The organism is Oceanobacillus oncorhynchi (assembly GCF_000821065.1).
GTDB lineage: Bacteria > Bacillota > Bacilli > Bacillales > Amphibacillaceae > Oceanobacillus > Oceanobacillus oncorhynchi.
Map to the genome: position 1 here is coordinate 45,674 of NZ_CDGG01000001.1, position 26,112 is coordinate 71,785.

General features: G+C 40.0%; 26 protein-coding genes, 1 tRNA gene and 1 other RNA gene. 7 read left to right on the top strand and 21 right to left on the bottom strand.

Annotated elements, in window-relative coordinates; all coding sequences use genetic code 11:
- Positions 1–7: 7 nt before the first annotated feature.
- The 11 genes from tmk to dnaX form a co-directional block, all read right to left on the bottom strand.
- Positions 8–640, bottom strand: coding sequence for a dTMP kinase (tmk, locus tag BN997_RS00240; protein ID WP_256705458.1), 633 nt, complete (start codon positions 638–640; stop codon positions 8–10).
- Positions 640–2,061, bottom strand: a complete 1,422-nt coding sequence (locus BN997_RS00245; RefSeq protein ID WP_042528591.1) for an aminotransferase class I/II-fold pyridoxal phosphate-dependent enzyme — start codon at positions 2,059–2,061, stop codon at positions 640–642. Before BN997_RS00245 ends, tmk begins: the two co-directional genes overlap by 1 nt.
- A 225-nt stretch (positions 2,062–2,286) precedes the next feature.
- Positions 2,287–2,484 carry a sigma factor G inhibitor Gin gene (locus tag BN997_RS00250; protein ID WP_042528592.1) on the bottom strand — a complete coding sequence of 66 codons (198 nt, stop codon included), beginning with the start codon at positions 2,482–2,484 and terminating at the stop codon, positions 2,287–2,289.
- Between the two features lie 101 nt (positions 2,485–2,585).
- On the bottom strand, positions 2,586–2,849 hold the full coding sequence (locus tag BN997_RS00255; RefSeq protein WP_042528593.1) for a pro-sigmaK processing inhibitor BofA family protein: 264 nt from the start codon (positions 2,847–2,849) through the stop codon (positions 2,586–2,588).
- A gap of 228 nt (positions 2,850–3,077) precedes the next feature.
- Entirely contained in the window at positions 3,078–4,250 is a 1,173-nt protein-coding gene (gene tnpB / locus BN997_RS00260; protein ID WP_042528594.1) for an IS200/IS605 family element RNA-guided endonuclease TnpB, read from the bottom strand.
- Positions 4,251–4,365: 115 nt separating this feature from the next.
- On the bottom strand, positions 4,366–4,893 hold the full coding sequence (locus BN997_RS00265; protein ID WP_042528595.1) for a DUF1648 domain-containing protein: 528 nt from the start codon (positions 4,891–4,893) through the stop codon (positions 4,366–4,368).
- A 112-nt stretch (positions 4,894–5,005) separates the two neighbouring features.
- The gene (ltrA, locus tag BN997_RS00270) at positions 5,006–6,280 is read right to left on the bottom strand and encodes a group II intron reverse transcriptase/maturase (RefSeq protein ID WP_042528596.1); all 1,275 of its coding nucleotides are present in this window, start codon (positions 6,278–6,280) and stop codon (positions 5,006–5,008) included.
- A 579-nt stretch (positions 6,281–6,859) separates the two neighbouring features.
- Positions 6,860–7,072, bottom strand: a complete 213-nt coding sequence (locus BN997_RS00275) for a YaaL family protein (RefSeq protein ID WP_042528597.1) — start codon at positions 7,070–7,072, stop codon at positions 6,860–6,862.
- An 81-nt stretch (positions 7,073–7,153) separates the two neighbouring features.
- Positions 7,154–7,750: a recombination mediator RecR gene (gene recR, locus BN997_RS00280; RefSeq protein WP_042528598.1), complete on the bottom strand. Its 597-nt coding sequence runs from the start codon at positions 7,748–7,750 to the stop codon at positions 7,154–7,156.
- 107 nt (positions 7,751–7,857) lie between these two features.
- Positions 7,858–8,172 (bottom strand): YbaB/EbfC family nucleoid-associated protein, encoded by a 315-nt coding sequence (locus tag BN997_RS00285; RefSeq protein WP_042528599.1) that lies wholly within the window; start codon positions 8,170–8,172, stop codon positions 7,858–7,860.
- Between the two features lie 27 nt (positions 8,173–8,199).
- The gene (dnaX, locus tag BN997_RS00290; RefSeq protein WP_042528600.1) at positions 8,200–9,909 is read right to left on the bottom strand and encodes a DNA polymerase III subunit gamma/tau; all 1,710 of its coding nucleotides are present in this window, start codon (positions 9,907–9,909) and stop codon (positions 8,200–8,202) included.
- Between the two features lie 257 nt (positions 9,910–10,166).
- Between dnaX and BN997_RS23395 the strand changes: the two genes are divergently transcribed.
- A complete protein-coding gene (locus BN997_RS23395) occupies positions 10,167–10,256 on the top strand; it encodes a putative holin-like toxin (RefSeq protein WP_226894862.1) in 90 nt (29 codons plus the stop codon).
- Positions 10,257–10,499: 243 nt separating this feature from the next.
- Here BN997_RS23395 and BN997_RS00295 read toward each other — a convergent pair whose 3' ends face one another.
- The 3 genes from BN997_RS00295 to tadA all read right to left on the bottom strand — a co-directional run bounded on the left by BN997_RS00295 (position 10,500) and on the right by tadA (position 12,496).
- Entirely contained in the window at positions 10,500–11,525 is a 1,026-nt protein-coding gene (locus tag BN997_RS00295) for an NADH:flavin oxidoreductase/NADH oxidase (RefSeq protein ID WP_042528601.1), read from the bottom strand.
- A 136-nt stretch (positions 11,526–11,661) separates the two neighbouring features.
- Positions 11,662–11,927: signal recognition particle sRNA large type (gene ffs / locus BN997_RS22380), an RNA gene on the bottom strand.
- 65 nt (positions 11,928–11,992) lie between these two features.
- Entirely contained in the window at positions 11,993–12,496 is a 504-nt protein-coding gene (gene tadA, locus BN997_RS00300) for a tRNA adenosine(34) deaminase TadA (protein WP_042528602.1), read from the bottom strand.
- A gap of 91 nt (positions 12,497–12,587) precedes the next feature.
- On the opposite strand from tadA, the gene BN997_RS00305 reads away from it, so the two are divergent.
- Positions 12,588–13,115, top strand: a complete 528-nt coding sequence (locus BN997_RS00305) for a cysteine hydrolase family protein (RefSeq protein WP_042535603.1) — start codon at positions 12,588–12,590, stop codon at positions 13,113–13,115.
- 60 nt (positions 13,116–13,175) lie between these two features.
- Positions 13,176–14,468, top strand: a complete 1,293-nt coding sequence (locus tag BN997_RS00310; protein ID WP_042528603.1) for a glycoside hydrolase family 18 protein — start codon at positions 13,176–13,178, stop codon at positions 14,466–14,468.
- A gap of 80 nt (positions 14,469–14,548) precedes the next feature.
- On the opposite strand, the gene BN997_RS00315 is transcribed toward BN997_RS00310, so the two are convergent.
- The 4 genes from BN997_RS00315 to BN997_RS00330 form a co-directional block, all read right to left on the bottom strand.
- On the bottom strand, positions 14,549–15,064 hold the full coding sequence (locus BN997_RS00315) for a type 1 glutamine amidotransferase domain-containing protein (RefSeq protein ID WP_042528605.1): 516 nt from the start codon (positions 15,062–15,064) through the stop codon (positions 14,549–14,551).
- Positions 15,065–15,321: 257 nt separating this feature from the next.
- On the bottom strand, positions 15,322–17,037 hold the full coding sequence (gene acsA / locus BN997_RS00320) for an acetate--CoA ligase (RefSeq protein WP_042528606.1): 1,716 nt from the start codon (positions 17,035–17,037) through the stop codon (positions 15,322–15,324).
- A gap of 357 nt (positions 17,038–17,394) precedes the next feature.
- Complete coding sequence (locus BN997_RS00325) at positions 17,395–18,633, bottom strand: dicarboxylate/amino acid:cation symporter (protein ID WP_042528609.1); 1,239 nt, start codon at positions 18,631–18,633, stop codon at positions 17,395–17,397.
- A 542-nt stretch (positions 18,634–19,175) separates the two neighbouring features.
- Positions 19,176–19,409 (bottom strand): helix-turn-helix domain-containing protein, encoded by a 234-nt coding sequence (locus tag BN997_RS00330; RefSeq protein ID WP_042528610.1) that lies wholly within the window; start codon positions 19,407–19,409, stop codon positions 19,176–19,178.
- Positions 19,410–19,564: 155 nt separating this feature from the next.
- On the opposite strand from BN997_RS00330, the gene BN997_RS23625 reads away from it, so the two are divergent.
- Both BN997_RS23625 and BN997_RS00340 read left to right on the top strand, forming a co-directional pair.
- The gene (locus tag BN997_RS23625) at positions 19,565–19,939 is read left to right on the top strand and encodes a helix-turn-helix domain-containing protein (protein ID WP_042528612.1); all 375 of its coding nucleotides are present in this window, start codon (positions 19,565–19,567) and stop codon (positions 19,937–19,939) included.
- A 106-nt stretch (positions 19,940–20,045) separates the two neighbouring features.
- Positions 20,046–20,513, top strand: a complete 468-nt coding sequence (locus tag BN997_RS00340; RefSeq protein WP_042528614.1) for an ImmA/IrrE family metallo-endopeptidase — start codon at positions 20,046–20,048, stop codon at positions 20,511–20,513.
- 100 nt (positions 20,514–20,613) lie between these two features.
- On the opposite strand, the gene BN997_RS00345 is transcribed toward BN997_RS00340, so the two are convergent.
- Positions 20,614–21,531, bottom strand: coding sequence for a DMT family transporter (locus BN997_RS00345; RefSeq protein WP_052484845.1), 918 nt, complete (start codon positions 21,529–21,531; stop codon positions 20,614–20,616).
- A gap of 646 nt (positions 21,532–22,177) precedes the next feature.
- Here BN997_RS00345 and pflB point away from each other — a divergent pair.
- Both pflB and pflA read left to right on the top strand, forming a co-directional pair.
- Positions 22,178–24,433, top strand: coding sequence for a formate C-acetyltransferase (pflB, locus tag BN997_RS00355; protein WP_042528618.1), 2,256 nt, complete (start codon positions 22,178–22,180; stop codon positions 24,431–24,433).
- Positions 24,434–24,531: 98 nt separating this feature from the next.
- Complete coding sequence (pflA, locus tag BN997_RS00360) at positions 24,532–25,272, top strand: pyruvate formate-lyase-activating protein (RefSeq protein WP_042528620.1); 741 nt, start codon at positions 24,532–24,534, stop codon at positions 25,270–25,272.
- Between the two features lie 332 nt (positions 25,273–25,604).
- On the opposite strand, the gene BN997_RS00365 is transcribed toward pflA, so the two are convergent.
- Positions 25,605–25,677, bottom strand: a tRNA-Arg gene (locus tag BN997_RS00365).
- Between the two features lie 119 nt (positions 25,678–25,796).
- Positions 25,797–26,084 (bottom strand): TIGR04104 family putative zinc finger protein, encoded by a 288-nt coding sequence (locus BN997_RS00370; RefSeq protein ID WP_042528622.1) that lies wholly within the window; start codon positions 26,082–26,084, stop codon positions 25,797–25,799.
- Positions 26,085–26,112 lie beyond the last annotated feature (28 nt).

Consider the following 26,112-nt stretch of genomic DNA (forward strand, 5'->3'; position numbering starts at 1 on the left):
GGCATATTTATTTATTAAATAAAGCTGTAATTCTTTCTAATACATCTTGATAGACCGCTTCAAGCGAACGATCAGCATCCACAGTTTGAAATCGCTCCGGAAAACGAGACCGGATCAGCTGATATCCTTCATAGACTTTCTCATGAAATTCAAGGGTTTCTAAATCCAAGCGATTTTTCTCTCTGTCTGCATTTGCTGATATACGCTCCAGTCCTTTTTTTGGAGAAATATCAAAGTAGAACGTTGTATCCGGCATACAATCCTCAATCACAAATTGATTAATCGCATATACCTCATCTACACCAATGCCTCTTGCATAGCCTTGATAAACCAGACTGCTGTCTACAAAACGATCGCATAATACAATTTTCCCTTGTTCTAATGCAGGAAAAACCTTTTCTACAAGATGCTGTCTTCTTGCTGCTGCATATAATAACGCTTCTGTTCTTTCTTCCATTTCCAGATGGAGAGGGTCATGGATAATTTCTCGAATCTTCTCGGAGATACGGATACCGCCTGGCTCTCTTGTCTTGATAACCTCTATCCCCCGAGCTGTCAGCTCTTCATAAACCTGATTTAGGATAGTGGTTTTGCCAGCTCCTTCGCCACCTTCAAATGTTATAAACAAACCAGTTGTCATCATCTTTCCCCTTTGTTCCTATATATGCGTATTCCTTCGTCCCTATGCTGTATTCGAACACCCTGCTCCACTAATTTTTCCAAATGTGCGATATGCATCTCTTGGATTCGTTCTCCTTTTAAGAGAAGCGGAATACCAGGCGGATAGGGAATCACTGCCTCAGCAGCTATCTCTCCTATGCTTTCCCTCATCGAGACCAGATACGTTGGATAATTATTCATTTCTTGATAAGACAAATCTAATTCTTGGACCTTTTCGGGAAAAAGATTTGTCCTCTCTATTGTAGCACGATTTACTGATTTTTTTAATGGATGCCCTATGGTTTTCAACCTTTTTTCCAGTGTATCTATTTCTTCCATCGGAGCAAGCCCGTGGACAAATAAAATTTGCTCATCCGTCGCAAGCTCCGGAAAAATTCCTGCTTTTTCGAGTAAGTTTACAACGGACTTTGTCGAAAAAGAATGTTTCACGTGGAACGTTAGCTTTAATGAATCGTCGGAAGGCATGAATTCCCAAAATGAAAAAGCGGAAAACAACTGCTTTACCTGTTCCACACTTTTTATCGTTTTGATTCGATCTTCTTTTGAAAAGTGTGCTAAAAAATGCCTTGCTATATCTAAAGAAGCCATAAGTATATAAGATGGACTGCTCGATTGGAAAATTTGTAAATAATGCGCAATTTGAGACGGATTGATACGGGAAGTCCCCAGATGTAAATACGAAGCCATCGTCATTGCGGGAGCCATTTTATGCGCAGAATGCACCACAGCATCTGCCCCCAGCTCTATCGCTGAAGCTGGAAAAGGGTCTCCTAAAGCAAAATGAACACCATGCGCTTCGTCTACTAGTACAGGGATATTGTATTGGTGCGCCTTATCAATCATTGCTTTCAATTGATAGGTTTGACCAAAATAATCCGGGTAGGTAAGAACGATTGCTTTGGCATCAGGATGCTGCTCTATGGCGGATGCTATGGTTTCATAGCTTGGACTTGTAAATCGGCTGACCTGCCCCTCCCATTCCGGAGCTAAAAAAACAGGCTGTGCTCCTGCTAACTCTACGCCATTCATCACCGACTTATGACAATTACGCTGAATAAGAATCTTATCTTCCTGCTTACACGCCGCGAGAATCATCGCCAGATTGCCAGCTGTCGATCCCCCAACCAGAAAAAATGTATGCTGGGTCTGAAAAAAAGCTGCTGCTAAGCTTTCCGCATCTGCAATAATTCCTGCAGGCGCATGCAAATCATCCATTCCCGTAATTTCAGTCACATCCCAGCGGAGCATGTGTTGAAAATCGTTATAATATGCAGATGGAAAAACTTGTCCGTGCTTATGGCCCGGTACGTGGAAAGAGATTGGATTCCTTTTTGCAAATGCTTGTAAATGCTCTGCTAATGGCATACGCTGCTGCTCCATTTGTCTGCCTCATTTCTTTATATATGTAAATAAACAAACCAATTCATTAAAATTGATTTGTTTATTATGGTGTACTTCTTATTATACCAAGCAAGTGAAAGGGATGAAAAACATGGATACAAAAATGACTATTATTCCACTTTTTTAATGTTAACAAGTATTTTTCTTCTATTTTATCCTAACAAAAAAGCCTTTGCATGCAAAGACTTGTAAAAGGGGATTATATTAAGAATGTAATGTTGATTGATTGATATTTTTTAACTTTGAGAGATAGTATTGATATTTTTCTTCCCGCGGCTCCGTATGAATCATATTATGCTCACATTCCGAACATAAAAACATGGAATACAAATGAATACCGTTTTCCTTTGGTTCCTCACAAATTCCGCAATACTCATACTCTTGAACTTTTTGCTGCTTCATTTCTCCACCTCCGTTAAAACTAGTATCTCCTAATCTAACGGATGCTATACATAGATATTATTTTTTAGATTTTTACTCAATCTAAAAAATAAAACAGCGTCTCAAAGAATAAATAAATGAATCGCTGCAAGGGAACCGACACCGAATATACCAAGAAATCCAGATACCAGGACTGTAAATAGATTAATTGGAATATGCAGGCCAACAGCCCCTCCAAATACATTCAAGAAAAAAAGCAGCAATACACCTATCCCCAGCTTCATCGTTGCTTTCCCAATATGTTTCATTGGTTTTACCGGCGCACCTACAATAAATAAAATAATAATTAATCCGACAATCGTTCCAATAAATAGTGTTGAATTCATTCCTCTCCCCACTTTCCTTCCATCACTTTAACTTATTTCTATGATTTACCGGAAGCGATTAGAACAGGTTTTAAAAGCAGCAGGATAATTGACAACTTTCTAAGATTCATTAGCAGCTTCCTTCTTTAGACGAGAAGAACGGACATTGAACTACCCCCGCTTATCAACCTTCAAGGTTGATTGAAGTGGGGGATTCCTAAGAACACCAACCTATCGGTCAGTTATGGATTAGGCTAGCCCCGCAGTCCCTGCGGTTAATCGCAATGCTTCTTTACGAAGATTCCTGCTTGCGTTCTTATCTCTTTGGTGATGGCATTGACAGATATCACACGTCCATGCACGCAAAGCAAGTTTTTTAACGTCTTGGTTTTGGTGTCCACAATTGGAACACAGCTGACTGGATGGATAGTTTTTAGCGACCTTAACAATCTGCTTTCCATACCAGGCCGCTTTATATTCCAGCATTGTTCGGAACGTTGACCAGGATACTTCGCTAATCGCTTTCGCAAGATTTTGATTTTTTAACATGTTTTTCACAGATAAATCTTCTATTCCGATGATATCGTGGTTTTTGACTATCTCGGTGGAGATTTTATCTAACATGTCTTTTCTTTTATTAGTAATTTTCTCGTGAAGCCGGGCTACTTTTCTTTTTTGTTTCTGCCAATTCGCCGAGCCCACCTGTCGCCTTGAAAGAATCACCTGCGCTTTTGCCAGCTTCTTTTCTAATGTCCGGAAAAACCTTGGATTTTCATACACCGTCCCATCGGAAAGGGTTGCAAAATCGGTTATTCCAACATCGATGCCTACAGAAGAACCTGTTTTTTCATAGTGCTTAACTTCCGTTTCAACCACAATCGAAACAAAGTACTTGCCTGAAGGATTGCGCCGGATCGTTGCATTGATAATACGTCCTTCCACTTCCCGACTTTTGGCAAAACGAACCAATCCGAGCTTAGGCAGTTTGATATGTTTATCCAATACAGCAATGTTTCTATTGACATGTTTCGTGGTATACGATTGAACAGGATTCTTTTTTGATTTAAAACGAGGTGCCTTATTCTGCTTCTTATAATAGCGCGTATAGGAATCATTCACATTTTCCACCGCTTTTTGAAGGGCAATGCTATCGACTTCTTTGAGGAAGGGATAGTTTTTCTTCAATTCTGGAACCGCTTTGATTGCCTTATTTTTATTGAAAAATTCGCCCTTCCAATTATTTTGAAGAAGCTGTCCGTTTTGTATCATTTCATTCACCGTATGCCAATAGTGGTCTTTTTCTTTTTGTTTTCCTGTAAAATAGTTGTAGACAAAGCGGAAGCAGCCGATTGTCTTATGGATGAAGGTGATTTGTTTTTTGTTCGGATAGATACGAAAACGAAATGCTTTTTTTACTTTCATAGCTTCTTACCTCCTCTTGTCTATTATATCAGAAGAAGGATGATTTTGGAACGTTTGTTCGACTCGGTGTTGGATAGTCGAGACGCCCTAAAGTAATCTTTTGTGCATAGGAGATTCATCTCCCCCTCACCTCTACGCGCTTGAAGAGGGAGTTTTCTCTCATTTTTTTGATAAAGAAAGCAATCGTCCCTGCAAATAGAAGAATAATGAATACCAAAGACCACGTATTTATATAAGATGGAAGCCCTCTCGCAACACGAATATCATTCCATATAATAAAAGGGAAGAGAATAGCTATCTCATTTTTTAAAACGTTCACCAGCATTCTGGAATTGATATATTGCCCTTTCACATTTGCTTCTGTTAGATTCCGATAATTATATACATGTGGAAATCGTTCCATAACAGTCATCCCAAACCATAAAAGTAACCCGATGCCTAAGAGGATGAACAGTTCTTCCCTTCCTCCCCATCTTGTTACTTCCCCTGCTTCATTATAGTGTCCGGGAATCTGATTTGGAATAGCATCCCATGTAAAAATAATATACACAATAACACCAGAGTAACTCAGTATTCCCAGAACATTCAACAGCTTTTCAATTGCAGTCATTTTTAAGTTTAGATTCGGCGGATTGGTTTCCATAATAAGTGTCCCCTCTTTTTTTCTTAGAAAAATCGAGTAGAGGGAAAAGCTAAATAACTTTTCGCCCCTCTCACACCACCAGTACATACGGTTCCGTATACGGCGGTTCAATTTATATTTCAGTGTGTACTTTTAGATAACGGTCTAAGGCAAAGGGGATACCTCTTTGCTTTAGTCTTTTATTAGACAATGCTCTCTGAACAACTTTCGACAACCCAGTAAATCGGAAACCTTTCCTACAATAGGTTAGCCCCTTGGCTTCTTCCTTTGGTATACCAAGTTGTATGAGAGATTTAATTCTCTTTTTGTTGTTCTTCCATTGTTTCCAGATAATTACTCTTATTCTGGAGCGCAACTTCGCATCTATAGACTCTAAAACGCTCTTCATATTAGCTACCCTAAAATAGTTGACCCAACCATACATGACCTGTTTTAACTTGATGATTCTGTCGTTTAAGGAAATACTCCAATTTCGCTTTGTTAATCGGCGCAGTTTCCTTTGGAATTTTTGAACCGACGTTTTACTGGGTCTCGGTTGAAATTTCCTCTTATTTGAGTCATAGTAAAAACCAAAGCCTAGAAATGTTGTTTTCGTAGGGCGTGAGATTTTACTTTTCTCCATATTTACCTTTAGCCCCAGTTTCTCTTCGATAAATGTTGTAATGGAAGTAAGAACTCTATTTGCCGCCTTTTCACTTTTGACAAAGATAAGGCTATCGTCTGCGTATCTTACGAAACGCAGACCTCTTGCCTCCAGTTCCTTATCTAACTCATTCAACATAATGTTACTTAGAAGTGGACTAAGGTTGCCTCCCTGTGGGGTTCCTATAGTTGTATCTTCATATTTCCCATCGACCATCACACCACTTACGAGGTATTTTCGTATCAGAGAAATGACATCACCATCTTTGATTGTGTGCGAGATTATTCGCATTAACTTATCATGATGGACAGTATCGAAAAATCGTTCCAGGTCAATATCCACTAACCACTGGTATCCGTCATTGATATATTCCAATACTTGCGTGATTGCCATTTCGCAACTTCTTCTTGGTCTGAAACCATAACTGTAGTCACTGAATTGTTTTTCAAATATCGGGCTGAGCACTTGACTAATTGCCTGTTGGACAACTCTGTCAACCACTGTTGGAATACCCAATTTGCGCATCTTTCCATTTTCTTTCGGAATTTCTACGCGCAGTGCTGGCATTGGTTTGTATTTTCTTTTCTGGATTTGCGTTCGCAATTCCTCTTTGTGTTTCCTTAGGTATGCTTTCAGTTCATTTACTGTTACGCCGTCTACCCCACCTGCACCTTTGTTTCGGTACACTCGAAGATAGGCTTCGTTCATATTTTGATCGCTTAAAATCTTTTCTAAAATTTCCACACTCGTTTCTTCCTTTCCTTTCATGTGACGGAGAACACTTCTATTTTGACTATCCTCTGAGATACGCTCATACTTTCATCATTAACACATTCAGAAGTTTATTCTTCGTGCATTCATGGCGTAGAAACACTATAAATTGTTCAGCCCTTCATGATTTTCATCACTACTACGGCATCGGCTGACTTCTCACGATAAACCTTTTTCGACCAGCTTTCTTTTTAGGGGACTCCTCAGCTGTCCGTGAGACCTCCCAGGGTAAGACAACTATCTTTCCTCTTTTACTCGCCTAATTTACTCTGCAGGGTTACGCACATCTTTTGGATTTTGACTTGTTATGGAGCCTTATCCGCCTACAGAGCCTTCGTATCAGATTTCTGTTCGTCGAGCCAAGATTTTGATACACGCTTCCTTCAGCCTTTACCTCACGATAAATGCTTTGCGCTTCTCTAGTGGTTGGTCGATGTGTACCTCCACAGTGGATTTCCACCACCTAGATAGTCGCCATGCCTGGCGCACATAAAAAAGAATCAGGCAGCTTGAAACATACTTGATTCTTTTGGAAAAATATATTCTTTAATTTTAAAATCGTGTCGCTTTAACCTTGCGAATACGAGCTTCTTTCAACAGCATCAAATATTTGGATCTCGCTAATAGCTCCTCTTTCATCCCATTACGTGACGGGTCAATACTTTTTCGCACAAAATCCTGAAGCTGCCTCCACTCGCCCTCTACTTGATATAAAGCATTCAGAAGCTCCTGGTCCATATCTTTTTTCTTTAATTTCTTTGCCATATTTCCCACCAAACCTCGTTATAAAATGAAATTTCATCCCATGGAAGCTTTATTCTCCTCATGAATGATCAGCGATACAATTTAGACATCTCTTCGTCCCTCTAATGCTTTTGATAATGTAACCTCATCCGCATATTCCAAATCACCGCCGACAGGCAATCCATGTGCAATACGTGTGGTACGAATACCAGAAGGCTTTACCAACCGGGAAATATACATTGCCGTGGCTTCCCCTTCAATATTCGGATTGGTTGCTAAAATAAGCTCTTCTACTTCTTCGTCTTTCAATCGATTAATCAAATCCGGCACATTAATATCCTCTGGACCAATTCCGTCCATCGGTGAAATGGCTCCATGGAGAACATGATATTTGCCGCGAAATTCTTTCATTTTTTCCATCGCAATCACGTCTTTCGGATCTTGGACAACACAAATAATCGATCCATCCCGGCTGGTATCCTGACAAATAGCACACGGGTCTTGGTCTGTAATATGTCCGCAAACAGAACAATGGGTAAGCTCCCGTTTCGCATTCACTAATGCATTAGCAAAATTCATCACATCGTCATCCTTCATATTTAAAACAAAGAAGGCCAGACGTGCTGCTGTCTTTGGACCAATTCCCGGTAATTTGGAGAAGCTATCCATCAGCTTGGTTATCGGCTCTGGATAATACATACTTTCTTACCCCCTTATCAAAAAAAGTCAATTAAAAACTCTATCTTTTGCGAAAATAAGACGCCTTGGCAGTGAAGCCAGACGTCTTATCTTTAATTAGAAAGGAATTAGAACATTCCTGGCATATTCATTCCTTTTGTAAATTGTCCCATGGTATCATTTGTTTTGTCATCGATTTGTGTTAACACGTCATTAGTCGCTGCTAAAATAAGATCCTGCAGCATTTCAATATCATCCGGGTCAACAACCTCTTCTTTGATTTCTACATCTGTAATTTCTTTTTTGCCATTCGCCCGGACAGTTACCATGCCGCCGCCAGCTGAAGCTTCAAAGGACATTTCATGTAATTCATCCTGTGCCTTCATCATTTTCTTCTGCATTTTCTGCATTTGCTTCATCATGTTATTCATATTTCCCTTCATGGAAAATACCTCCTTTAAATGTATATGTTAATCATGAATTTCTAAAAGATCATCACCAAAAAGCTTTCGCGCTTCATCTACGAGCGGGTCTCCTTCTGGTTTCTTGGGTTCATCCGGCTTTTCCTGCTTTTGAATATACTCACTGCGCAGGTCATTCCACTCTTTCTCCGGAATAGGAATAATCGTGCGGTGTTTATCCAAATTCCCTAATATCGATTCTACCATTTCCCGATGATCCAGGAATAAAGAACAATGAATTTCATATTTAAACGCAACAATCAGGGTATCAGCTGATGCCGCAGCAGGCTTGCTGTCCTGAATCGTCGCATGAGCCGGGGCATTTGTTGTTTTCAACTGATTTAAGAAGTTTGCCCAATGTGCATGAACATCTTTCAGTTCTTTTTTCTCTGCCTTTCCTAGTGTATCACGAATTCGATCAAATGGAATCTTATAAGTGTTTCGTGAATTTCTCGAGCTGGGACGGCGTCTTTCCTGTGCAGGGGCGGTACCGCCAGCATCTTGCTGCTGGGGCGGGGCTTCTTTTAATTTTGCAATATCACGCTCCATCGCCTGCAGTTTCTGCTGAAGCTGCCCGACAACAGCTGATTGCTCCACAGCTTCCGGCTGAAGCTGTCCGGATCCTTGCGTCTTTCCAAATTGATCTGTAATGGACAACAGTGCAACTTCAATAAAGATTTTCGGACTGTTGGACCATTTCATTTCCTGCTGGCATTGATTCAGTTCAATAATTGCATGCTGAATCCAGCTGTTCTCCACTTGCTCCGATAATGCTTCAAAAGCTTCATTGGCTACTGCCCGTTCTAATAAATCAGCTAAACCTGACGAGCTTTTATATAAAAGTAAATCACGCATAAAGTAGATTAAATCCTGTACAAACTTTCCCGGATCTTTTCCGGTCTGAATCATCTGGTCCAATCCTTGAAGCACCGTCTGCACATCCTGCTGAATCATTGCACGGACGATATTGGTGAGCACCTCCTGAGATACTCCGCCAGTTACAGCAAGCACATCTTCTAACTCTACCTGCTCCTCACTATAGGAAATTGCCTGGTCCAGGATACTCAGTGCATCACGCATTCCGCCTTCTGCTGCTAATGCCACAGACTCTAAGGCTTCCTCTGTAACAGAAATAGTTTCTGCCTGCATGATTTTTTGCATTCTTTCCACAATTGCCTGATTAGAGATCGGTTTGAAATCAAAGCGCTGGCAACGGGATATAATCGTTAATGGTATTTTATGCGGTTCGGTAGTTGCCAGAATAAATACAACATGTTTTGGCGGCTCTTCCAGCGTTTTCAAAAGCGCATTAAATGCATTGACAGATATCATATGCACTTCATCAATAATATACACTTTATAAGGAACAGCACTCGGTGCATACTTTACTTTATCACGAATATCACGAATATCATCGACGCTAGTATTTGATGCCGCATCAATTTCAATGACATCCGAAATAGAGCCATCTTGAATCCCTTTACATGCCGCACATTCATTACATGGTTCTTTGACAGGCGCATGCTCACAATTAATCGTTTGTGCAAAAATCTTTGCAGCACTCGTTTTCCCTGTCCCTCTTGGGCCAGAGAATAAATAAGCATGTGAGAATTTATCCTGGGTAATAGCATTTTGTAATGTTCTCGTGATATGCTGCTGTCCTACGACATCTTCAAATGTTCTTGGTCGCCAGACGCGGTATAAAGCTTGATAACTCATGATTTCGATTCCCCTTATTTGTCTCCTTCTTATTATACCCGATTAAAGGCTTGGATGAAAACCTTAGAAATGATTATCTGGAAGTAATTTATGTTTGCAAAAATTAGCTTAGAATTTAATTTTTTTATGTTGAATAAAAAGGTTCGTCTAAATTTATAGAACTAATGTTCCTATTATGGTATAATACACTAAGATACTCACAGTAAGAAGTTAAACGGTGGAAGGTACCATCTCCTATATGAAAGGAGGTGATGCCTATGGCTACTTTTGATGCCTTATCTTTAATGATCAGCTTTGGCTTGCTTATTATAGCCATTCTTTCATTTCATGATAAAGACCAAAAGTAAAAAAACCACCCTTCGCTTGCCGGCAAACAGGGTGGCTTCATTGTCACTTAAAACAGCCTTCCCTCTCTGATGGAGAGAAATCACTGTGTGTATTTTCCGGGCAGCATGTGGTTGCATGCTGCCCTTTTTTATATCGTATGCTTTGCTATAGAAATTATATCATATCCCTGGTTTCTAGTACAATTTTACCTGTAAAAAGAAACTCGTACGGGGAATCATCCTTCTATTCGTCTGCATTCATCACTACTTCTTCGGATAAGCACGCTTATATTGTCTTGCCGGTTCCATCGTATCTCCCAACTGTTCGCTTGCCCGAATGGCCCAATAAGGATCTTTCAGCATACCGCGGCCAATCGCAACCAGGTCCGCATCGCCATTGCCAATAACAGACTCTGCCAACGCAGGGTCTTCTAAAAGGCCGACAGCAATCACCGGCATATCCAGCTCTTCTTTAAACCTGCGTGCAAATGGAAGCTGATAGCCTGGATTGGTGGCTGGTTTTTGCTTTCCTGGAGGTGCTTCTCCGCCGCTGGAAATATGGAACATATCAACACCAGCCGCTTTATATTTTTTGGCAATTTCTAATGCGTGGTCTATATCATAGCCGCCATCCATGTATTCTACAGCTGAAATGCGCATCAGAAGCGGCATATCTGCAGGAATCACATCTTTCACAGCACGGATAATTTGTACCCCAAAGAAGGACAGCTCCTGATATTCATCCTCTCTCTGATTAATTAACGGAGAATGAAATTGATGAATCAAATAACCGTGTGCTCCATGCAATTCAATCGTATCAAAACCAGCTTCGACTGCTCGTTTTGCTGCATCCTGGAACTGTTGAATCGTTTCCCGGACTTCATCTGTCGTTAAAGCACGAGGCATTTTATCATCCTCAGTAACAGGAATTGCCGATGGAGCAACTGGCGGGTTCGCATCCTCAGCCTTTCTGCCGGCATGCGCAATCTGAATACCAATTTTAGCGCCCTGCTTATGAACGGCATCAACTATTTTTTTATAAGCTGGAATTTGCTCGTCTGACCAGAGACCAAGGTCATTATCTGTAATCCGCCCATCCGGATCGACATCTGTCATTTCCACTAAGATTAATCCGGCGCCGCCCACTGCACGGGAGGTATAATGAACAAAATGCCAATCGTTTGGAATCCCGTCCTTAGCATCTACTGAATACTGGCACATTGGAGCCATGACAACTTTATTTTTCAAGGTTAAATTTTTTAATGTAAAAGGTTGTGTTAATTGAGCCATTTTTACACCTCGCTTGTAAATTTTAAGTAATTCATAGCATATGCTTTCTTATGATTCAGTGCAAATAATCTGTTTATCCCGCTATATTTTTGCATAAAAAAAGAACTGCATTCACAGTCCTTTTCTTTCATATGTAACGTGCACCTGCTTTCGATGGAGTGACCATATGCGCTACGTAAGTTCATGGCTCAGCCCAGGTTTCCCTGCGGCACACAAGAATGACCACTTACTGCTGCTTCCTTCCGGACCTGACAGGGTTCATGGGTTCCTGTTGCGCAGGACCCGGACGTCAACACCAATTCCTTACGTCTGACCACACAGTCATCCCACCTCGAGCAGGAATTCGGCCTCGCTATAGCGGATTGCGAGTACAGGGCACCGCTACCTCCCCGCTTAGCACGTATTTATTATTATAGCTTCCTCGTCCTAAAAATGCAATGAAAAAAGTATCTTTTCCAGTGCCGGCTCTATTCTCCCGCCTCAGCATCCTTTTCATTCTTCTTCTGACGCAGCTCTTTAAAAAAATTCTTTAAAACCGTACTGCATTGTGGTTCAAGCACACCAGATTTCACCTCGACCTGATGGTTAAACCGCGGTTCTTCCAATAAATTCATTAAGGTTCCCGCACAGCCTGCTTTTGGGTCACTTGCTCCATAGACTACACGCTTCACTCTTGATTGAACAATTGCTCCGGCGCACATAGGGCATGGCTCTAATGTAACATATAAGGTGCAATCCTCTAATCTCCAGCTGCCGACTTTTTGATTGGCATCCTGAATAGCAAGAAGCTCTGCATGAGTTAAAGTAGTCTGCATGGATTCACGCAAATTAAAGCCTCTGCCGATAATTTCTCCTTCCTTCACGACCACTGCACCAATGGGAACTTCGTTTAACATCCAAGCTCTGCGTGCCTCCTGCAGAGCAGCTGCCATATACTTTTCATCTTGGCTTACAGATATTTCTTCTGTCATTTTTATCACATCACTTTATTCTCGTTTTAATAATTGTTTAGCGGGAATACTATATTAACTGATTTCTTTAAAAAAGGAGAAGCTCATGAATATAACACCAGAGAACACAGCACTCGTTTTTATCGACTTAATCAATGATTTTAAATTTGACGGCGGTGACAACCTTCTTGCAAACACAGAAGAGATTCTCCCAAATTTAATTAATTTGCGTCACTTCGCCAAAGAAAAGTCGATACCTATTATCTACGTTAACGATCATTATGGCTTATGGCAAGCAGATTTCCGGGAGATTATCAAATATTGTAAAAATGAAAAGAGTGAGAACATCATTGAAAAAATCAAACCGGATGATGACGATTATTTCCTAATTAAACCACAACACTCCGCCTTTTTTCAAGCACCCTTACACGCTCTTTTAACAGATTTAAAACGAACACATCTTATTTTGGCAGGGATCGCCGGCGATATTTGTATTCTGTTTACGGCAAAGGATGCCTATATGTATAAATTCAGCCTTTCCATTCCTAAAAACTGCCTCGCCTCCGAGGGAGTGGATAATAATAACTATGCGCTTTATCTAATGGAATCGGTCATGGATGCAGATATTACAGCAATTTAACATATTACTTTCTCCCCCTTCATATAGTGAGTAAGAAGCACTCTGAAGGGGGTTATTAGTTTGCAAATATACGTCGTTGAACAAGGAAATACGCTGGAGCAAATTGCAGATACATACGGTTCCTCCGTTCAAGATATTGTCAATGCGAATGAACTAAATGCACCTGACCAACTAGTTATCGGGCAAGCACTTGTCATTCCCATTGTCGGAGAGTTTTATTTTGTGCAGTCTGGTGATACACTTTCTTCCGTGGCGGCTCAATTTAACATCCCTGTGGAGGAATTAGCAACGATTAACGGATTAAATGCAAATCAGATTATTTATCCTGGACTTCGCCTATACATCCCGCCTGCTCCAAAAGAACCGATTACTTCCAATGCCTATGTCGAACCAATGGGAGAGGAGGTTTCCCAGACATTAGAAACAGCAGCAAGCACGTATTCGCCTTTTTTAACGTATCTCACCTTATTTAGCTACCGCGCTAATCGGGATGGTACACTGACAGCTCCGCCAACAGGGAATCTTATCACCTCCGCACGAGCAAACGGCGCTTCCATTGCGATGGCCATTACTAATTTAGAAGAAGGAGCATTCAGCTCGGAGGTCGGGCATATTATCTTAACGGTGCAGGCTGTTCAAAACCGGTTATTAGATGAGATTATTAATATCGCAACAGAACAAGGCTTTCGTGATGTACATTTTGATTTTGAATTTCTTCCATCAGATGATAGGGAGGCTTATAATACCTTTTTGCGTACCGCGAAGGATCGCCTTTCCCAAGCTGGACTGCTGATTTCAACAGCACTTGCGCCAAAAACGAGCGCAGAACAGGCAGGGCAATGGTATGAAGCGCATGATTACCGCACCCACGGAGAGATTGTTGATTTTGTTGTGTTGATGACTTATGAATGGGGCTACAGCTACGGGCCACCGATGGCTATTTCACCTCTCAACTCCGTCCGCGATGTGGTGGAATATGCTGTTTCTGAAATTCCATCAGAGAAAATTTTACTCGGTCAGAATTTATATGGATATGATTGGACGCTTCCTTTTGTAGAAGGAGGGGAAGCGGCACGGGCTATCAGTCCGCAGCAGGCCGTTCAAATCGCCTGGGAGAATAATGTTGCGATTCAATATGATACCACAGCCCAAGCGCCCTATTTTATGTATGCAGATGCCTCCGGACAGGAGCACGAGGTTTGGTTTGAGGATGCCCGTTCGATCCAGGCTAAATTTGATTTAATCCGCGAATTTCAACTTTTAGGCATTTCTTATTGGAAATTAGGGCTGTCCTTCCCGCAGAACTGGCTGCTTTTAAATAATGAATTTGATATTCAAAAATTAGAGGAATAAGCAGAATATGTACCTGAAAAAGAGTGCTTTGAAACCATATTTTCAAAGCACTCTTCTTTATTTCTAATTATACTTTTTAATTAACCAAGCACTTTCACAGACTCACGATTAAACGCTGGAATATCATCTGGTGTACGGCTTGTTACTAATTGATTTTGACAAACGACAACTTCTTTATCCTGGAATTTCGCACCTGCATTTTCTAAATCAACCTGGATTGATTTAAAGCCTGTTGCTCCACGTCCATTCAGTGTTTTTGCAGTGATAAGAAGCTGCGGTCCATGACAAATGGCCATCACTGGTTTCTTCTCATCCATAAAATGTTTTGCAAATGCAACGAAGCGGTCATCTGCACGAAGCATGTCTGGAGAGAAACCGCCAGGAATAAATAATGCATCAAAGTCTTCTGGTTTTACGTCATCAATACCTTTATCGATAGTTACTTTTGTATCTTCTGATTTGCCTGTTACGGTATTGCCTTGTTCTTTTTCAATCGTAACCAGCTCATGACCAGCTTCTTCCAATGCTTTTTTAGGGTCTGTATATTCTACGTCTTCAAATAAGTCTGTGATAACTGTTGCAATTTTTTTACCCATGAATTATTCACTCCTTTAATATTGGTTACATCCTATATCTTCCCAAATAGAATTTATTTAAAACATACGAATTGATATTCTTTGTAAAGGGCGTTATCGAAGGAACGATTAACTCCTGTTTCTGTGAAAAAAAAGTTATTTTTTAATGTACGAAAGTTTGAGTACGTAAAAATAGTGGCTTCTCATTTTTATCGTTAAATGAGAAGCCACTATGTTCATTTTATAAAGTATTTCCTGCTTTTTTTACAATAGACGGATTACTCCTCTAACGTCGAAGTATCTCCTGTCGGCAGCCCTAATTCCCATGATTTTAATAAACGGCGCATGATTTTACCGCTCCGTGTTTTAGGAATAGAGTCTTTTACTTCAATTTCTCTTGGTGCAGCGTGTGCACTTAATTCTTTTTTAATAAATTGACGAATTTCTTCCAACAGCTCATCACTTTTTTCATGACCCGGATTTAAGGTGATAAATGCTTTAATAATTTCTCCACGCTCCGGATCCGGCTTACCGATAACTCCCGCCTCTGCAACAGCCGGATGTTCAATCAGCTTGCTCTCGACCTCAAATGGTCCGACCCGTTCTCCAGATGTATTGATAACATCATCCAGACGGCCCTGGAACCAGAAATATCCATCTTCATCGCGATATGCACTATCTCCAGAGACATACCAGCCGTTAATAAAATAACTTTCATATTTTCCTTTATTGTTCCAAACCTCGCGCATCATGGACGGCCATCCCGCTTTGATGGCTAAATTACCCATTTGATTTGGAGGGATTTCATTGCCTTCATTATCGACAATGGACGCCTCTACCCCAGGGATTGGTTTCCCCATGGAACCAGGTCTGATTTCCAGTGACGGGATGTTTACAATCACCTGCGCCCCTGTCTCTGTCATCCACCAGGTATCATGAATTCGTAAATCGAAAGCTTTTAATCCCCATGTAATTACTTCCGGATTTAATGGCTCTCCTACGCTCAAAATATGACGCAGCGCAGACAGGTCATATTCTCTGACCTTCTCTTCGCCGTGACTTACAAGCATCCGTAATGCTGTCGGTGCAGTATACCATACGGTAACATGATTATCCTGTAACGTTTTATACCAATCATCTGGAGAAAAACGTCCGCCGCGAATCACATTTGTCACTCCGTGCAGCCAAGGCGCAAAAATACCATAGCTTGTTCCTGTAACCCAGCCCGGGTCTGCTGTACACCAGTAGATATCATCCTCTTCTAAATCTAATACCCATTCTCCTGTAGCGTAATGCTGAATCATAGCATTATGCACATGCAGAATGCCTTTTGGCTTCCCTGTGGAACCAGATGTATAATGAAGCAGCATGCCATCTTCTCTATCCACCCAAACAATATCAAAATCCGTGGATGCCTCTTTCATTTCGGAATCGAAATCAATATACTGGTCTCCTTCTTCCTCATGCGCACCTACTAACACGATTTTCTCTAAATGAGGCAGTCTGTCCTGCGGGATACGGTAGAGTAAATCAGGAGTTGTTATTAATACACGCGCCTCACTATTCTCTAATCGATCGCCGACTGCCTGCTCCATAAATGCCTCAAACAGCGGTCCTGCAATCGCCCCTATTTTTAGAATACCAAAAAATGCTTGATAGAACTCCGGACTTCTCGGCATAAAAAGAAAAACACGATCTCCTTTTTGCACATCGTATTTCTTCAATACATTCGCAAATTGATTACTTTGTAAACGAAGTTCATCAAAGCTGACCTTTTCTTCTCGATTGGGATCTGAATATAGTAATGCGATTTTATCCTTCTTATCCGGATTATCAGCATGTCTATCAATTGCTTCATAGGCCATATTCACTTTTCCTGTTTCATGCCAGGAAAAGTTCTTCTCCACACTTTCCCAAGAAAATGTTTTTCGAAAATCCTCGTAGTTTTTTAAATTATGATTGCCTTCACGTGCCGGAATTGCTTGCATATCCATCTAATCACCTCATTCATCTTAATTGGAAACGATTACAAATAGAATTAAAAAAAGGATTAAAATATTTTGTTAACTATTTCTATTTTAGAACATTCTGTGACATTTTTAAAGAGTTTGTTTCTAATTTTACAAAATAAAGGAGATATTACTGGGATGAATACCCGTTAACCCATGATTTACAGCAGTTTATCAGGAACAAATAAATTAAGCAGAAAGCGTGCTGCAGGTTATCTCTTAATCAACTTCCAGCTAAATAGAATAAAAACAACGTACGAAACAAAGAAATCCGGACCCATTTTGAACATTCTCTCGTTAGAATGCAAATGCGTTCGGATTTCATTGAATTAAATATTGATTTTATGCATTTTGTGTCTTTTTCTCATTCCGTTTTCCCCGTTCAGATATAATATATGCACAAGTAGCATCGCCGGCAATATTTAGAGATGTCCTTAACATATCGAGAAGACGGTCAATACCAATTATTAAAGCAATACCTTCTACCGGCAGCCCAACTTGGCCAAGTACCATTGCCAGCATCACCAGTCCGACGCCAGGGACGCCTGCTGTACCAACACTTGCCAACGTAGCGATAAGAACGACCATTAATAAATCCATAAAAGTCAGCGGGATATCATACACTTGGGAAATAAATACGGTTGCTACAGCCTGCATAATTGCTGTCCCGTCCATATTAATGGTTGCACCGAGCGGCTGAACAAAGCTGCTGACAGCTTTTTTTACACCCAGTTTTTCTTGAGCTGTCTTCATCGCCACAGGAAGTGCAGCATTAGAGCTGGAAGTACTAAAGCCAACCACCATTGCCGGGAAAAATACTTTAAAAAATGTAATTGGGTTCCCGCGTCCGATTAGCCAAATAGCAAGCGAATAGATAATGAGTGCGTGCAGCAGCAAACCTGCAATCACCGTTAACATATAGCTCAACATGGAACCGAGTGCATTCAGTCCAGCATCACCAATTGCTGAGGCAATCAAAGCAAATGCCCCATACGGAGCAAATCGCATAATCACTGTAATTAACCAATTCAAAATTTCGTTTGCCTGTTCAAATAGATTATATATTCCTTTTGTTTTATCACTTAAAAATGCCAATGCAACCCCAATAAAGATAGCAAATGCAATAATCTGAAGCATTTCTCCAGATGCCAATGCTTCTATAGGATTCTCAGGAACAATATTAATCAACGTCTCCATAATTGGCGGTGCTTCATCTGCGCTGTATTCTGCATTTGACGTATCAAAAATCCCTGTCGACCCCGGCTGGATCAAATAACCCAAACCTAGACCTAAACTGATTGCAATTGCCGTTGTTGTTAAGAAAAAGGCAACCGCGGAAACACCAATCTTTCCTAATTTTTTCGGGTCTCCCAGGCCTGCTGTTCCTAATACAATGGATACAAATACAAGCGGAACTACTAACATCATTATAAGATTAATAAATATTTGACCAATCGGGTCTAATACATATTTATCGAGAGGTTCAAAAAAACTTTCCGGGGCAAATGTCAGTGCTATACCAGCAGCTGCACCAGCAACCAGAGCAATTAATATTCTTCTCGTTAATTTTTTAGAATCCATATACCTTCTTCCTTTCACTATGTTTTCGGGTACAAAAATATCCAACTGAAACAAAGTTTTTTTTTTTACTGCTAGTTACCTTCTCTTTAATCAGTCATTCTTCACTCTTGATAAACACTTTATTTTCATTGGATATAAAACATAGATTTATTGGATTTTTCATTGTAGTTGAGGCGACTACATTTTACAGGGTTTATTCTAATTGTAGAGTAAGATAAATTCTACCATAAATGTAAGGTACTTGAATAGTATGTTTTTAAATATTACATTATATTCCATATTACATAAATATGTTTAAAATCTTTACCCAGTTTTTTATTGAGTAAAACACAAGCTTCATTTATCCAATAAAAAACTACCTCCCTATGAACGAGGAGATAGAACCCGAATTACGTATTATAACAGGATAAAATATATTATGGTTGAGAGATTTTTCTTTGAGGGGATAGCTATGTGGCGCTTAATGATAGTTATATCATTCCAGCTCTTCGAGGTATCGTTTTGATCTAGGGTGTATAAAATCTCTTCCTTTTTATTTTCGTTTATAAAAGCTCTTTGCATTTATTTAATGCATCATTCAACTCCTTATCAAATAACATTTTCACATCAATTTCTAATGCATCTGCTATTCTTTCCAGGGTATCTACATCTATCTTTGTTTTTCCCTTGGAAATATTGGTGTACCAGGCAGGAGTTTTAGAGCATTTTTTTGCAATTTGTGTCTTCGTTATCTGCTTTTGCTGTCTGATAAATTCGATTTTCTCATGTATTTCCACTAAATCACCCCATCCATCTTTTGGTTTTTATACTTTAAATTATAATTAAGCGCTTTGCATAAGTCAATATACGAAAACAATAAAATTTGCATTTCGCTTAAAAATATTATTGTTTTTATTAAAAATGGTATTATCTCTATATTGAGGTGGATACTATGAAAATTCTTTCCCAAAGATTAAGAGAAGCACGAGAAAAAGCTGGATTAAAACAAATTGAAGCTTCGAAACTTTTAGGTATTTCAAATGGTACTTTATCTGGTTATGAAAGAGAATATCGTGATCCGGACACAGACACGTTACATAAAATGGCTAATTTATATGGTGTTTCCGTAGATTGGCTTTTAGGTAAATCTATGTCTCCCTCAACAAAGGATACTTCCCGGCCGGAGCCGATGTCGGAGCAAGATACATTGATGTTCCGTAATTGGAAACGAATGACAGAAGATGAGAAAGAAGAAGCTTTAAATGTGATACAATATATTTTATACAGAAAGAAAACAAATAATGGTAACGCCAATCAAAATGACTAATGCTGATTTATACTTCCATAAGCAATATAAAAACAGGTGTACTTGCTGCACCTTATTTTTAGCACTTCAAACCGAACATATATTCTTATTGAAGGTGGGAAATCAAATGTACTATTCAGATGTAGAAAAATTTGTCGAAGTATTATACAAGCAGCTGAATATCCAGACTCCGGCAGAGCTCTCCATTTCTGCTATTGCACAAGCTTTAAATATTGAAATTATTTATGCAGCATCTGTCAGTATGCGGATAGATAATTATATCGTACTTCCAAATACTTCCCAGCAAAATATATGGCAATGTTTTGGGCATGAATTATGCCATTATTTTTTCCATGAAGGAGATCAGCGTTTTATGCATTCCCTTTTTGTCGACCTGCAAGAAAATCAAGCCAACCATTTTGCATATCATTTTTGTATCCCGACATTTATGCTGGACCAGCTTCATATCGAAAATGTTTATGATATTCTGCAGCATTTTCCGGTGGAATTTTCCTTTGCGCTGCACAGGCTGGAGATGTACCATAATAACCATTTTTCTCTGTATGAAAAAACCGCTTCCTATCTCACAGGGTAAAAATTAGACCTTGTTTCCTTTCCAACAGGCAAGAAACAAGGTCTGCGAACTTAAAATAATGTACAAAAAGGACAGTGAAAAAGAATTTTTAAATATCCTCTTAAAAGATATTGAGTACGATTATTCCACTGATAATCATAATAACAGCGATAACCCTTCTTTGATCAATTAAATACTTCGGAAGGTTAAACAGCCCAAAATGATCAATTAACAGTCCCATGATAATCTGCCCTAAAATAGCAGCCATCATCGTTAATGTAACACCCAGATAAGGCATTAAACTGATATTTGATGCGATATATGCTGCGCCGAGTGCACCACCGGCAAAATGCCAGGGCTTTAATTTAAAATCTCCAGAAATACGTGTTAACTTTACTCCTTTATTCACTATCATCGACAGAATAAATAACACAGCGGTTCCTACAATAAATGAAATAAAAGCAGCATAAATAAAGGAGTCTACTTCATAACGCAAGGCGCTATTGATTGCTGTCTGCAGCGGCGGCATCATTCCTGTACATATCCCGAACAATACCCACAGACGGGAATGACTCTGCGAAACGCCGGGATTTTTTTTCGCATTCATATAGACAATTCCGGTAATTAAAAGAAGAACACCAACGATATGCATAAAATGCAACGGTTTTACCTCTGCACCAAACCAGCCAAAGGTATCAATCAAAATACCAATCACCATCTGTCCTGTTACGGTAACAATAACCGTTAATGCTGCACCAATTTTGGGCAGTAAAATAATATTCCCTGTAAGAAAAATTACTCCAAGCACACCACCAGTAAACCAGATATAGGAAAAGGATTGATCTGCAAAGAATGATACTGTAAATTTGTCAGGATCTATCATAAGATTAATGAAAAATAAAATAATACTTCCAGATAAAAAGGAATAAAAGGATGTCGGCAACACCGCTTTCGTAAACACAGTCAGCCGATTATTTACTGCTGTCTGCAGCGGAATCATCATTCCTGCAATGATCCCCAGAACAATTATTACATACAATAAAGAAACCTTCCTTCTAAAAACCGTAATGTATTTATTTTAAGCAAATATATAGCAGAAAACAATACACTTGCTCCGTTCCCCTATCCAAAACCCGGTATTTATTAAGAGAAACCAAGAAAATCACTTGGTCTTTAAAATACTAATATTCTTGCCGAGCAGATGTCCGCTTCGGGAAGTCGCTTTCCGCGGGCAACGGTTTTGACGGGGCGAGTAACCGCAGCAGTCCTAGTGGGAAGACTCCGCAGGAAAAAAGTGTTCTTCTATTTTCTACCATAGGCATAAGCGCGACTATGCTTCTGTCTGCGCCTGTCGGCTTGCCAATCAGCAAGTCTTCTTTAAAGGAGATGAGCTCGGGGCCCATGGAAAGCGTAGTGTATTTCTGGGGCCTAAGATTACTCCCCCCATGAAACCCGTTGGAGCGGCTATCCTCAACATTTTATACTTTCTTACTCTTTAAAAAAGGCTTGGAACGAATGTTACTATTTTATAAAATCCTCTTATTTCTCAAGCTTTAAATTTGAACATTTTAAGAACTTTCTTCATTTGTGAAGTATTTCACTTGTTTTATTTTCCGAAACCGTTATAATAAAAATAGAGGTTATTGTGAATTTATTCACAATTAATTAAGAGGAGGGTTTTTGTTATGAAAGTAGCAGATGAAATGGTAAAAAGAGTCCCTTGGGATGGTTTCGTTGAAGGCAACTGGCAGCAAGAAATTGATGTTCGTGATTTTATTTTACAGAATTATCATTTATATGAAGGAAATGAATCCTTCTTAACTGATGCAACTCAAGCCACCAAAGACCTGTGGGAGCAAGTCATGCAATTAACCAGAGAAGAACGGGAAAATGGCGGTGTATATGATTTAGATACAAAAATCGTATCTACTATTACCTCTCACGGTGCTGGTTATTTAAATAAGCCCTTGGAAAAAATCATCGGCGTGCAAACAGATGCGCCTTTCAAACGTGCTCTAATGCCTTTTGGAGGTATCCGTATGGCTGTAGCTGCCGCAGAATCCTATGGCTACAAAGTTGATGATGACGTTGTCCATACCTTTACAGAACACCGGAAAACGCATAACCAAGGCGTCTTTGATGCCTATACACCCGAAATCTTAAAAGCAAGAAAAGCAGGAATCATCACCGGGCTTCCAGATGCATACGGCCGCGGACGTATTATCGGTGATTACCGCCGCGTTGCCCTGTATGGAGTAGACCGTTTAATTGAAGAAAAGAAAAAAGACCTGCAGCTGATTGGTAACGGAACAATGACGGACGATGTGATTCGCGACCGTGAAGAAACCTCGGAGCAGATTCGTTCCTTAATGGATTTGAAAAAGCTCGGAGAAAAATATGAATTTGACCTTTCCAAGCCTGCAACAACTGCACAGGAAGCATTCCAATGGCTCTATTTAGCCTATTTAGCTGCCATTAAAGAGCAAAACGGGGCTGCCATGAGTCTTGGCCGTGTTTCTACATTCTTAGATATTTATATAGAGAGAGATATTGAAAATGGGGTTATGACAGAGCAAGAAGCGCAAGAACTTGTCGATCATTTTGTGATGAAGCTGCGTCTCGTAAAATTCGCAAGAACACCAGATTATAACGAATTATTTAGCGGAGACCCGACTTGGGTAACAGAATCATTGGCAGGAATAGCAGAAGATGGACGCCCACTTGTAACAAAGAGCTCCTATCGTTTTCTGCACACATTAGATAACTTAGGACCGGCGCCAGAGCCAAACTTAACCGTACTTTGGTCTGCTAAACTGCCGGAAAACTATAAAAAATATTGTGCAAAAATGTCTATTAAATCAAGCTCGATTCAATATGAAAACGATGATATCATGCGCCCGATCTATGGAGATGACTATGGAATTGCCTGCTGTGTATCTGCAATGCGCATCGGGAAACAAATGCAGTTCTTCGGTGCACGGGCAAACTTGGCAAAAGCACTTCTGTATGCGATCAATGGCGGTGTAGATGAAAATCTAAAAATGCAGGTAGCTCCAAACTATGCACCAATCACATCAGAGTATCTTGATTACGACGAAGTGATGGAGAAATATGATAACCTCCTAGACTGGTTATCTGGTTTATATGTCAACGCATTAAACATTATCCATTATATGCATGATAAATACAGCTACGAGCGACTGGAAATGGCGTTGCATGACCGGGAAGTATTACGGACCATGGCTTGTGGTGTAGCAGGACTATCCGTCATTGTCGATTCCCTAAGCGCCATTAAATATGCGAAGGTAAGAACCATTCGTGATGAAGACGGACTTGTTGTTGATTATGAAATAGAAGGAGACTATCCAAAATACGGCAATAACGATGATCGCGCAGATGAAATTGCTGTGAGTCTCGTAAAAGACTTTATGAATAAAATTAAGAAACACCATATGTATCGCGATGCTACACCAACACAGTCTATCCTGACGATTACTTCCAATGTGGTTTACGGGAAGAAAACGGGAAATACACCAGATGGACGAAAAGCAGGAGAACCTTTTGCTCCAGGAGCAAACCCATTACACGGACGTGATAAAAATGGCTCATTAGCTTCTTTAAGCTCCGTTGCAAAATTGCCATATAAATACGCACTGGATGGTATCTCGAACACCTTCTCCATCGTGCCAAAAGCGTTAGGTAAAGATGAAGAAACAAGAAAAACAAACTTAGCCGGTATCCTCGATGGCTATGCAGCAAAAAAAGGACATCATCTAAACATCAATGTCTTTGATCGGGAAACTTTATTAGATGCGATGGAGCATCCGGAAGAATACCCGCAGCTTACCATCCGCGTCTCTGGATATGCAGTAAACTTTATTAAGCTGACAAGAGAACAGCAAATCGATGTCATTAACCGGACCTTCCATGAAAGCTTGTAAGGCCATTCTGTAAGAAGTCAATATCAAGCGCTCATTAAATAACTTGAGCGCTTGATGCTGAATTATTTTCAGCATATGAAGTGAGGGGGAAAAGTATCATGAAAGAAGGAAGAATTCATTCAATCGAAACGTGTGGAACCGTAGACGGGCCTGGATTACGCTATGTTATCTTTACTCAAGGCTGTTTATTACGCTGTCAATTTTGTCATAATCCGGATACATGGAACATGGGAGCAGGAAAGAAAATGTCTGTACAAGAGCTGGTGAAGGATATTAAGGGCTATCTCCCATTCTTCCAATCTACCAATGGAGGAGTGACTGTCAGCGGCGGAGAGCCTTTACTTCAGGTTGAATTTTTACTCGAATTGTTCACCGAACTGAAAAAATTAGGAGTACACACAACCATTGATACTTCTGCCGGATGCTTTAACCGCTCCCCTCACTTTATAAAAAATTTAGATAAAGTACTGGAATTAACTGATTTGGTTTTACTTGATTTAAAGCATATCAACGCTGCAGCGCATAAAGAGCTCACTGGTCTGTCCAATGAACATATTCTCGACATGGCCCGCTATTTAGACGAGAAGAAAGTGCCTGTCTGGGTCCGTCATGTACTTGTTCCCGGTGGCAGCGATAACGATGCACATTTACAGCAGCTCTCCGATTTTATTGCGACATTAAATAATGTCGAAAAAATAGAAGTGCTGCCGTATCATAAATTAGGTGTCTATAAATGGGAAAATCTTGGTTTGGACTATCCGCTGGAAGGTGTAGAGCCACCGACAGAGGAACGGGTGAAAAACGCCGAAGATATTTTGAATCGGGTGAAAGTGATATAGCGATAGGGAATCGGAATCCATTGCTGTATCCTGCCCTTTATATAGATGAGAAGAATGGAGCCGCTTCTTTTTAGGAGCGGCTCTATTCATTATTACCGTCTATAAAACAAAAAAAATCAATGGTGTTTCTCATTTTGCTTTTTCACGAAAAATAAGCAGAAAAATAATTGTCTTCTCTATATAAAAAAAAGCCACCTTTCAGAAATCTTGTCATAAAACAAACAAGAAAACGAAAAATGACGTCTGTCGGTTTATGTAATTTTCAAGTATAAACCGTGGCCTCCGATAATATAACTGAAAGACACAAATCTCTGTATAACAAGACTTTTTTACGCCCCCGGCAGGATTCGAACCTGCGGCACATGGTTTAGGAAACCAATGCTCTATCCCCTGAGCTACGGGGGCTTTGCACATAATCAGCAGTGGAAACCGCTCAATTATGCTTCATTATCCGTCCATTGAAAAATAAACGAACAATCGTATTATACTAAACCTTATCTATTTTGGAAAGCATCATGTTTCATTTATTTGCCGGCTCTCTGCAATCTCGTCCGATAAGGAATCGACAGGACGTGAAGAATCATCAGCAAACAGCCCATGAGAATAATTTCTACAGAAGACAGCCTTAGCAGAAAGGCCAGCCCTAACAGAATAGGTATGGCTAATAAAGGGAGCCAGCCGCCTTTTTTACTTGCATTATAATAATTTTCTTTGCCGCAGTGCGGACAAATCATTTTAATCTTAAATACCTGCTTAAAGGTCTGTCCATAACTCCATCTTTTCCCGCAATAACTGCAATCCGGTGTATGCATCTGCTTTCCCTCTTCTCTTTTTTAAAGT

Bases quoted from the DNA above. Each gene is read 5' to 3' on its own strand.
- tmk (WP_256705458.1), bottom strand. From the start codon at position 640: ATGACAACTGGTTTGTTTATAACATTTGAAGGTGGCGAAGGAGCTGGC.
- BN997_RS00245 (WP_042528591.1), bottom strand. From the start codon at position 2,061: ATGGAGCAGCAGCGTATGCCATTAGCAGAGCATTTACAAGCATTTGCA.
- BN997_RS00250 (WP_042528592.1), bottom strand. From the start codon at position 2,484: ATGAAGCAGCAAAAAGTTCAAGAGTATGAGTATTGCGGAATTTGTGAG.
- BN997_RS00255 (WP_042528593.1), bottom strand. From the start codon at position 2,849: ATGAATTCAACACTATTTATTGGAACGATTGTCGGATTAATTATTATT.
- tnpB (WP_042528594.1), bottom strand. From the start codon at position 4,250: ATGAAAGTAAAAAAAGCATTTCGTTTTCGTATCTATCCGAACAAAAAA.
- BN997_RS00265 (WP_042528595.1), bottom strand. From the start codon at position 4,893: ATGGAAACCAATCCGCCGAATCTAAACTTAAAAATGACTGCAATTGAA.
- BN997_RS00275 (WP_042528597.1), bottom strand. From the start codon at position 7,072: ATGGCAAAGAAATTAAAGAAAAAAGATATGGACCAGGAGCTTCTGAAT.
- recR (WP_042528598.1), bottom strand. From the start codon at position 7,750: ATGTATTATCCAGAGCCGATAACCAAGCTGATGGATAGCTTCTCCAAA.
- BN997_RS00285 (WP_042528599.1), bottom strand. From the start codon at position 8,172: ATGAAGGGAAATATGAATAACATGATGAAGCAAATGCAGAAAATGCAG.
- dnaX (WP_042528600.1), bottom strand. From the start codon at position 9,909: ATGAGTTATCAAGCTTTATACCGCGTCTGGCGACCAAGAACATTTGAA.
- BN997_RS23395 (WP_226894862.1), top strand. From the start codon at position 10,167: ATGGCTACTTTTGATGCCTTATCTTTAATGATCAGCTTTGGCTTGCTT.
- BN997_RS00295 (WP_042528601.1), bottom strand. From the start codon at position 11,525: ATGGCTCAATTAACACAACCTTTTACATTAAAAAATTTAACCTTGAAA.
- tadA (WP_042528602.1), bottom strand. From the start codon at position 12,496: ATGACAGAAGAAATATCTGTAAGCCAAGATGAAAAGTATATGGCAGCT.
- BN997_RS00315 (WP_042528605.1), bottom strand. From the start codon at position 15,064: ATGGGTAAAAAAATTGCAACAGTTATCACAGACTTATTTGAAGACGTA.
- acsA (WP_042528606.1), bottom strand. From the start codon at position 17,037: ATGGATATGCAAGCAATTCCGGCACGTGAAGGCAATCATAATTTAAAA.
- BN997_RS00325 (WP_042528609.1), bottom strand. From the start codon at position 18,633: ATGGATTCTAAAAAATTAACGAGAAGAATATTAATTGCTCTGGTTGCT.
- BN997_RS23625 (WP_042528612.1), top strand. From the start codon at position 19,565: ATGAAAATTCTTTCCCAAAGATTAAGAGAAGCACGAGAAAAAGCTGGA.
- BN997_RS00340 (WP_042528614.1), top strand. From the start codon at position 20,046: ATGTACTATTCAGATGTAGAAAAATTTGTCGAAGTATTATACAAGCAG.
- pflB (WP_042528618.1), top strand. From the start codon at position 22,178: ATGAAAGTAGCAGATGAAATGGTAAAAAGAGTCCCTTGGGATGGTTTC.
- pflA (WP_042528620.1), top strand. From the start codon at position 24,532: ATGAAAGAAGGAAGAATTCATTCAATCGAAACGTGTGGAACCGTAGAC.
- BN997_RS00370 (WP_042528622.1), bottom strand. From the start codon at position 26,084: ATGCATACACCGGATTGCAGTTATTGCGGGAAAAGATGGAGTTATGGA.